Genomic DNA, 7862 nt, shown 5'->3' with positions numbered 1-7862 from the left:
ACTCGGTCATCGCGGCCTTCCGATCATCACCACGCGCCTTTCATCTCGGGAGCGTTTCTACACAGCCTCCACCCAACTCGGTCATTCCTGATATTCGATCCCGATAGGGATTAGATTCTGCGCGGCAGCTGCTTTCATCCATACTGCAAGGCGGCAGCTATCAGGATCGCCACGCCGACACCGGCAAGAGCCAATCGACCCCTTTGATGGCCGACATTGATCGTCCAGCCAAGCGCCTTGACGCGCTTTGGAACAATTACGCGGGGATCGTCGGCATCATGATAAAGCCCGAGTAGATCATACCCCTTGCTCACCGTGCAACCCCCGTCTCGATACCGGATGTTCCATATATCGCAGACGATCACCGTGCGTCGATACTTCGCATTTCCCTATCCGCTGCGGGTTTGGAGAAGCCGCACGCATTCTCCTTTCCCGATCGATTTCGGGAGCGCCCACAGCGTCTCACTCGTCGTTCCCGATCGGGAAGGCTGGTGTATTGAGGCAACCACTCCGTGCCTGATAAACCCGGTGGAATGAAACTATGGCGGCTGACGCGACCACAATATGTCGCCCTCGATGGGGCGGGTGCGGCGAAATCGGGTGGGCGCTATTCATCGCCCGGCGTCCCATTGGTCAACTTCGCAAGTGAGCCGGGATTAGCGGTCTTGGTGGCACTGCGCTATGTCCAGGCCACCCCGGCATTCTCCGACGACGATTTCGTTTTGGGTTGGACGACCATCGATTGTGATGTCGAGCGGGTTCCCCACGCATTGGGCAGCGAGGCAAAGGTCGCTTTCGTCGACGCCTGGGCAAAGCAGCGGCGGTCGCTTGCAATTGCCGTCCAGTCCGCCGTCCTGCCCGAAGCCGACATAATTTTGATGAACCCGCTGCACGCCGACGCGGCCGACATAGCCCCTCTATCCACCCGACCTTTCCGCTTCTCGGAGTGTCTGCATCGACCGCCGATGTTGGAACGATACACCGCAGGCTGACGCTTACCGCCTCTCGGACCGCAAACCCCATATATCCACCGCCAGGCCCGTGCCCAGAAACGCAGCGGCGACAAGACAATCATGGCGGTTCAGAGGCCATCGGCTCAAGCCTGACAACCGGCTCAACAGCCAGGCCAGTCCTGTTGCGGCGATATTCCATGGTGTTCGCCACCGTGGCTTGCGCATCGCTGCGCGACTCAATCGCGAGAGGAGGGATGACATGGCGCGATGCTGATCGATGCGGTTTCCTTCGTCAAACGGGGGCGGGGCCGTTCGACATCACCCTCTTTATCCTTGCCTTTGCCCGCAAAGCGACCCACCCGCGCGTCTCATGAGCAAGGGACAGGGGCAAAGCGGGTGGCGGGGGCAGGCTTTGGTCCTGCTGCTGCTGACGCTGGTCGCGCTGGTGGTGCGGGCGCGGACGTTCGGGAATCCGGTGATCGGGTTCGACGAGCAATATTATCTGCTGGTCGGCGACCGGATGCTGCACGGCGCGATGCCCTATGTCGATATCTTCGACCGCAAGCCGATCGGACTGTTCCTCCTCTATGCGGGGGCGCGGGGGCTCGGGGGGGACGGGTTCCTCGCCTATAAGCTGGTCGCGACCGGCTTCGTCATCGCCACCGCCTTCGGTATCCAGCGTGTCGCGCGGGGCTTTGCGGGGCCGGGGGCGGCGGTCGTGGCGGCGATCCTCTATATCCTCTGGCTGAACCTGATGGAGGGGGAAGGGGGCCAGTCCCCGGTCTTCTACAATGCGCCGATGCTGGTCGCCGCGAGCGCGGTGCTGCGCGCGGTCGAGGGGCGGGGGCGGCTGTTTCCCTGCGGCGCGGTCGCGATGGCGGCAGTGGGGCTGGCGCTCCAGATCAAATATTCGGTGCTGCCCGAGGGGTTTGCGTTCGGCTGCATCCTGCTCTGGCAGGGCTGGCGTGAGCGGGTGCCGCTGGGGCGGCTGGCGGGGATGGCCTTGGTCTGGGTCGCGCTGGCGCTGTTGCCGACGCTGGTCGCCCTGGGCGGCTATGCCGCGATGGGGCAGGGGCAGGCCTGGCTCTTTGCCAATATCGTCTCGCTCGGCGGACAGGCGGCGCGGCCGCTGGCCGACGAGCTGGAGGGGCTGGCCGCCTGTGTCGGCATCCTGGCGCCGCTCGCGCTGGCGATCGGTTTCGGGCGGCCCTGGCGCCATGTCCCGGCGGAGCGGCGCGAGGGCTTTCGCCTGCTGCTCGTCTGGCTGGCGGTCGCGGGCGCGGCGGTCCTGCTCTATGGCCGGTTCGGCAGCCCGCATTATGCGCTGCCCATCGTCCTGCCCGGCGTGCTGGTCGCCGCCCCCGCGCTGGCCCGCTGGCGCCGTGCCGGGATCGCGGCCTTCCTGCTCGCGATCGGCGCGGCGGGGCAGATCGTGCTGCACCTCAGCGAGCGGACCAAGGGCGGCGCGGCCGAGGCGCGGGCCGTCGCCGCTGCCGCGACCCCGGCGCGCGGCTGTCTCTATGTCTATGACGGCTATCCGGCGCTTTACCTGCTGACGCATAGCTGCCTGCCGTCGAAATGGGTGTTTCCGGGGCATCTCGCCACCCGGGACGAGGCGAGCGCGGCCGCGATCGGCGTGGACCCCGTCGCCGAGGTCCGCCGCATCCTGGCCGCGCGGCCCGGCGCGATCGTCGACGATTATCCCCGCTTCGCCTTCGGCAACCCGGCGACCCGCGCGGTGCTGCGCGCGGTGCTGGCGCGCGACTATCACCTGGCCGCCTGCATCCCCACCGGGCCGAGCCGGGTGCGGCTGGTCTATCGGCCGGGCGCGGGCGCGGGGGCGGCGGGGTGTCCGAGTGCGGCGTTGCTGGATCGCTAAGCTAGTCCCCCCCTGCAAGAGAAGGGTGTCCCGCTCTCGAAGGGGGTGACACCCCTCCGTCAGCCCTGCGGACTGCCACCTCCCCTTGCAGGGGAGGAAAAGGAAGAAGGTATACTATATCGACAGACGCGACAGGCTCGGCCACTATGCCCGCCATGATCCCGCTGATCCTCCTCGCCGCCCAGCTCGCTTCCGAAACCGTCCACAGCCGGGGCAATCCGATCCTGGCCGATGGGCGTTACTATTCCACCGACCCCGCGCCGCTGGTCGATGGCGACACGCTGTGGATCCTGGCGGGGCGCGATGAGGCGCCCAAAGGCGTCAACGACTTCATCATGAACGAGTGGCAGCTTCTCTCGACGAAAGACCCCGCCAGCGGCGTGTGGCGGCACTATCCCGCCATCGCCCGGCCCGAGCGCGTCTTCGCCTGGGCCGAGCCGGGCCGCGCTTATGCCGGGCAGATCGTGAAGGGGCGGGACGGGCGCTTCTATCTCTATGCGCCGGTGCTCCAGCGGGACGGCGGGGCGAAGGACCGGTTCGCGATCGGCGTGGCGGTAGCCGACCGCCCGACCGGGCCGTGGCGCGACGCGCACCCCTCGGGCCCGATCATCTCGCAAACGGTGCCGGTGGCCAACGACATCCAGAATATCGACCCGACCGTGCTGATCGATGATGACGGCCGTATCTATATCTATTGGGGCACGTTCGGGCGGCTGCGCGCGATGGAGCTGGCCCCCGACATGGTCACCCCCAAGGGCCCCGAGCAGGTCGTGACCGGCGCGACCGGCTTCTTCGAGGCGCCCTGGATCATGAAGCGGCGCGGCACCTATTATCTGCTCTACGCCGCCAACACGACCGGGCCGGGCAGCGCCTGTACGCCGACGCTCTATCATGCATGCCAGGCCTATGCCTCGGCGCCGAGCCCGATGGGGCCCTGGACCTATCGCGGGGTGGTGCTGCCCCCGGTGTCGTCCACCACCTCGCATGCGGGGGCCGTCCCGTTCAAGGGACGCTGGTATCTGGCCTATCATACCGCCGATGCGAAGGGCGGGGGGCATTTCCGCCGCTCGGTCGCGCTCGATCCGATGGCGTGGGACGACAGCGTCTCGCCCCCCGCGATCCGCCCCGTAAAGCCGAGCAGGGCACCCGCCCCGCCGCCCCCGCCGACGCGCAACCGGGGCTTAAGCGCCTGGGCCACCGCCTCCAACGCGCCCGGCCCGGTGCAATACTGGATCGCCGCGCTGAACGACGGCGTGGTGCGGGCGAACCCGCTGCCGCCCGATATGTGGGGCAACTGGACGAAGGCGAACCCGGCCAGCGCCTGGATCGAATATCGCTGGCCCCGGCCGGTGACGCTGAACGGCGCGCGCATCCGCTTCTTCGCCGACCATCCCGCCGGCGCGGACGAAGGCGTCGCCCCGCCCGCCGCCTGGCATCTGGAATATTGGGGGCAGGGGAGCTGGCGGCGGATCGCGGGGACCTATCCGACCGGGGTGGAGCGATTCCAGGAGGTGCGCTTCGCCCCCGTCACCACCCGCTGCCTGCGCGCGGTGATGGACGCGTCGGGGGCGGGGGACCGCCATGCGGGGCTGGCGGTGGAGGAATGGGAAGCGCTGTCGCCCAGCCCCGCGCCGGTCACGCCGCGACCGGCCGACGCGCCTGCTGCCTGTTCGGGTGCGTGAAGCGGCCGCGCCGCCATCATCGCCAGGAGATGGGGGTGAACAGTCCCGCCCCGGCGCGATGCGCGGGGTCGCTCCACGCGATGAAATCGGCCTGGGTCCTGGCGGGGCGCAGCCGCATCGGCCTGCCATGGAAATAGCCCTGCTGCCATAGGCTCCCCGCGTCCTGGGCGATATCGGCCTGTTCGCGGGTCTCGACCCCTTCGACGATGGTCAAGCCGCCGATCGACCGGGCGATGCCGACCAAATGCCGGAACAGCGCCGCGCCGGTGGCGCTCGCCCCGGCCTGCTGCACGAACGCGCCGTCGATCTTGATGATCGCGGGCTGCAACGCCAGCGCGGTGGCGACGGACGAATGCCCCGCCCCGAAATCGTCCAGCGCGACGCGCACGCCGCAGGCCTGGAGCTGCGCGCAGAATGAGGCAGCCCTGTCGATGTCGGCAAAGGGCGCGGTTTCGGTGATCTCGACGATCAGGCGGCGCGCGATCGCGCGATCGCTCCGCAGCATCGCCACCACATCGCTCCAGCCATCGGGATCGGTACTGGCGGCGGACAGATTGACGCCGAGGACCGCGACGGGATCGGATCGCAACGCTTCGATCACGCGGCGGACGATGAGCCGGTCGAAGGACAGGCTTCCGCCGCAACGCTCGATCATCGCCAGCGTCGCGTGCGGCGCGGCGTCCCAGCCATCGGTCTCGGGGAAGCGCACCAGCCCTTCGTGATACAGGATCGCGCCGCCCGGCCGCACGTCGCGGACGGGTTGCCACACCAGCGCCATCGATGCCGACGGGCACGCCAGCATAGCCCCTCCATCGCCGCGATCGGCCAGCGCCACGCGCTCGGTCCCGGTATCTTCGCGGTCGGCCCATGGCCCGTCGTCGGAATGTCGCGCCACCTTCCCCCCCCCTGTCGTCGCGATCCGCCGCAGATCGCCGCCCGGTGACGCAATAGCCAAAACTGTAACAACCGGGTCGTCAGCCATTGAACAGAATTCAAACCATAATCCCGCTATCTTCGGGACCTTCAAACCGGGGAGAGGCTTCGAACATGCCTTGGTCGATGTACGACGCGAAGGGTCAGCGGAAGTATCTGACGCGGGATGAGCTGCAATCGTTCATCAAGCTGACGCGATGCTATCCTCCCGAGATAGAAATATTCTGCCTGATCGTTGCTTATACCGGATGCCGGATATCCGAAGCGCTGGCGCTGGAGGAAAGCAATATCGACTTCCATCAACAGTGCATCGTAATCAAATGCCTGAAGAAGAGAGATAAAGTCATGTTCCGATCGGTCCCGGTCAAACGATCGATCATCAGCAAGTTGCGCCACGGGCTGGAAAAGGGCCAGCTGCCGCCTGAACGATTATTCCCCTGGTGCCGGATGACCGGCTATCGCCGCATATGCGAGGTCATGCAAGCCGCTGGAATCCGGGGAAGCTATGCGACCCCCAAAGGCTTGCGCCATGCCTTTGGCGTCAACGCCGTGCAGTCCGGCGTGCCCCTGAACATGGTCCAGCGCTGGCTCGGCCATGCCGACATCAAGACGACCGCGATCTACACCCACGCCACGGGGCACGAAGAACGAAACCTCGCCAAACGCATGTGGCACGGAGTCTGAGGCAAGCGGGACGTATCGCCGCCCATGACTGCGCCAGGCAAGTCCTTGGAGGGTCAAGGACTTACACAACCATATTGCGGCATGTTACAGTTTTGGCTATTTTGAAACACATGTTTTCATTGGAAAACAATGGCTTCGCCTGCGTTAGCCATGCTTATTTACAAAATCTTACGAAAAAGAAAACCCAAACCGCGCCAGGCGGTCGGCGGTCGGCGGTCGACTACGACGTTCGGATGGATCCCATTCCTGGGCGTATATTCGGATCCTCATTCGCTGTTCGGTATGGGGCATCCGCAGACGACCTCTGCGTCATAGGGTGATCGCCGGGGAACTTGCGTGGGAGTTTGACGCAGCCGCTTGCAGAGAGGCCTAAAACTGGGTTCGCGCTGCAGCCACGTTGGTATATTCTCTTGATTCTTTTTTTTTGAAGTGCACGGTGTTGGGACCAACAAGCTCAATAGGCTGACCGTATTATCGATTTTACATAACATATATTATCGAGCACTTCGGCAGCCCTCGATCGCTAACATGCCGGCCGCCATTGCCGTTTGGCTTGACTTTAATGGCGCCCCACGAACATCCCTTCTCCCACGTTAATCCGCGTCAGGCGCACGAGGTGATCTGTGCGACCGGTACGCTTGACAAGACCGACCCTGCCGCATGCGCAACGCCAAAAAGCTGCATCACTAGGGCGTGGGGCAGTTCGAAATTGCCCGAGCTATAAAGGTCATGACCAGTCTGCTCGACCCCTAGGCCCTGTCTGCATTTGAGGATTCCCTTTGTCGGCGAGTTCTGATTCAAGGCTGGCGAAGGAGCTGGATCATGAGCAGACGCACGCTGACGGACAAGCAATGGGAGCGGATTGCGGAACATCTTCCTGGGCGGGATGGACTGCGTGGGCGCAGCAGGGTCGATAATCGGCTGTTCGTGGATGCGATTTTGTGGATGGCGGGCAATGCAGCACGCTGGCGTGATCTGCCGGAGCCGTTCGGCAAATGGAGCGGGGTCCATGCGCGGTTCCGTCGTTGGTCGCACGCTGGCGTTTGGGAAAAGCTGTTCCATGCGATGGCCGACACGCCGGACTTCGAATACGTTCTGATCGACAGCACGATCTCGAAGGTCCATGCCGATGCAAGCGGCGCAAAAGGGGGGCTGAAGCTGCCGCGATTAGCCGTTCGCGTGGCGGACTGACGACCAAGCTACACGCGGCCGTCGACGTCATCGGACTGCCGATCTGTATTCACCCGACGCCGGGGCAAAGTGGCGACGCTCCCCAGGCGCTGAATCTGCTGAAAGGCCTGCGTGGCGTAGGTCATGTCATCGCCGATGCTGCCTACGATGCCGATCCGCTACTCATTTTCATTGCCGATGATCTCGGCGCAACGGCGCAGATCAAGGCTAATCCCAGCCGGACCCGAAAGCCGGCAATCGACTGGCGGCTCTACAAAGAGCGCCACCAGATCGAGTGCTTCTTCAACAAACTTAAACGCTTCCGTCGCATGCGCCATGATCTGGATACGATAAATGCAGATGATCTGGCCCCCGTTTCACCGGACGGATTCAAGCGGTTGCAGAAACCAGTGCGCGATGTTCGCGCGGTGAACGCATTTTGAGCCCTGAATGGGGGTGGTTGTCGTTGTAGTCCTCGGTCCATCCGGCCAGCGATGTCAACGCGGTGGGAGCATCAGGCAGCGGCGAGACGCGGACGTAATCGCGCTTGAGGGTATGAAC

At 64.8% G+C, this 7862-nt stretch carries 8 protein-coding genes; 5 read left to right on the top strand and 3 right to left on the bottom strand.

Annotated features, from left to right (window positions below):
* Positions 1-134 precede the first annotated feature (134 nt).
* Positions 135-314, bottom strand: coding sequence for a DUF5808 domain-containing protein (locus tag ACFX59_RS18040; protein ID WP_309704398.1), 180 nt, complete (start codon positions 312-314; stop codon positions 135-137).
* A 198-nt stretch (positions 315-512) separates the two neighbouring features.
* On the opposite strand from ACFX59_RS18040, the gene ACFX59_RS18035 reads away from it, so the two are divergent.
* The 3 genes from ACFX59_RS18035 (at position 513) to ACFX59_RS18025 (ending at position 4514) form a co-directional block, all read left to right on the top strand.
* Positions 513-992 (top strand): RES family NAD+ phosphorylase, encoded by a 480-nt coding sequence (locus ACFX59_RS18035; RefSeq protein WP_387434415.1) that lies wholly within the window; start codon positions 513-515, stop codon positions 990-992.
* A gap of 331 nt (positions 993-1323) precedes the next feature.
* Complete coding sequence (locus ACFX59_RS18030; protein WP_387434412.1) at positions 1324-2832, top strand: hypothetical protein; 1509 nt, start codon at positions 1324-1326, stop codon at positions 2830-2832.
* 146 nt (positions 2833-2978) lie between these two features.
* A complete protein-coding gene (locus ACFX59_RS18025; protein ID WP_387434409.1) occupies positions 2979-4514 on the top strand; it encodes a family 43 glycosylhydrolase in 1536 nt (511 codons plus the stop codon).
* Positions 4515-4530: 16 nt separating this feature from the next.
* Here ACFX59_RS18025 and ACFX59_RS18020 read toward each other — a convergent pair whose 3' ends face one another.
* The gene (locus tag ACFX59_RS18020) at positions 4531-5409 is read right to left on the bottom strand and encodes an EAL domain-containing protein (RefSeq protein ID WP_387434407.1); all 879 of its coding nucleotides are present in this window, start codon (positions 5407-5409) and stop codon (positions 4531-4533) included.
* 164 nt (positions 5410-5573) lie between these two features.
* On the opposite strand from ACFX59_RS18020, the gene ACFX59_RS18015 reads away from it, so the two are divergent.
* Positions 5574-6131, top strand: coding sequence for a site-specific integrase (locus ACFX59_RS18015; protein ID WP_053058597.1), 558 nt, complete (start codon positions 5574-5576; stop codon positions 6129-6131).
* An 822-nt stretch (positions 6132-6953) separates the two neighbouring features.
* Positions 6954-7744, top strand: a protein-coding gene (locus ACFX59_RS18010) for an IS5 family transposase (protein WP_387434404.1) whose coding sequence is annotated in 2 segments (ribosomal slippage) — positions 6954-7272 and positions 7272-7744 — 792 coding nt in all. Because the reading frame shifts where the segments join, the coding sequence is not laid out codon by codon here.
* Here the strand turns inward: ACFX59_RS18010 and ACFX59_RS18005 are convergent.
* On the bottom strand, positions 7692-7862 hold a 171-nt coding region (locus ACFX59_RS18005; protein ID WP_387434417.1), incomplete at its 5' end, for an integrase core domain-containing protein. The two genes, ACFX59_RS18010 and ACFX59_RS18005, sit on opposite strands and share 53 nt — an antisense overlap.

This window comes from Sphingomonas sp. NCPPB 2930 (genome assembly GCF_042867205.1).
Lineage (GTDB): Bacteria > Pseudomonadota > Alphaproteobacteria > Sphingomonadales > Sphingomonadaceae > Sphingomonas.
Note: the sequence above shows the minus strand (reverse complement) of the source record. Positions and strands in the feature narration are given on the sequence as shown.

Excerpts from the sequence above, each read along its gene's own strand:
- ACFX59_RS18030 (WP_387434412.1), top strand. The coding sequence starts at position 1,324 with ATGAGCAAGGGACAGGGGCAAAGCGGGTGGCGGGGGCAGGCTTTGGTC.
- ACFX59_RS18025 (WP_387434409.1), top strand. The coding sequence starts at position 2,979 with ATGCCCGCCATGATCCCGCTGATCCTCCTCGCCGCCCAGCTCGCTTCC.
- ACFX59_RS18015 (WP_053058597.1), top strand. The coding sequence starts at position 5,574 with ATGTACGACGCGAAGGGTCAGCGGAAGTATCTGACGCGGGATGAGCTG.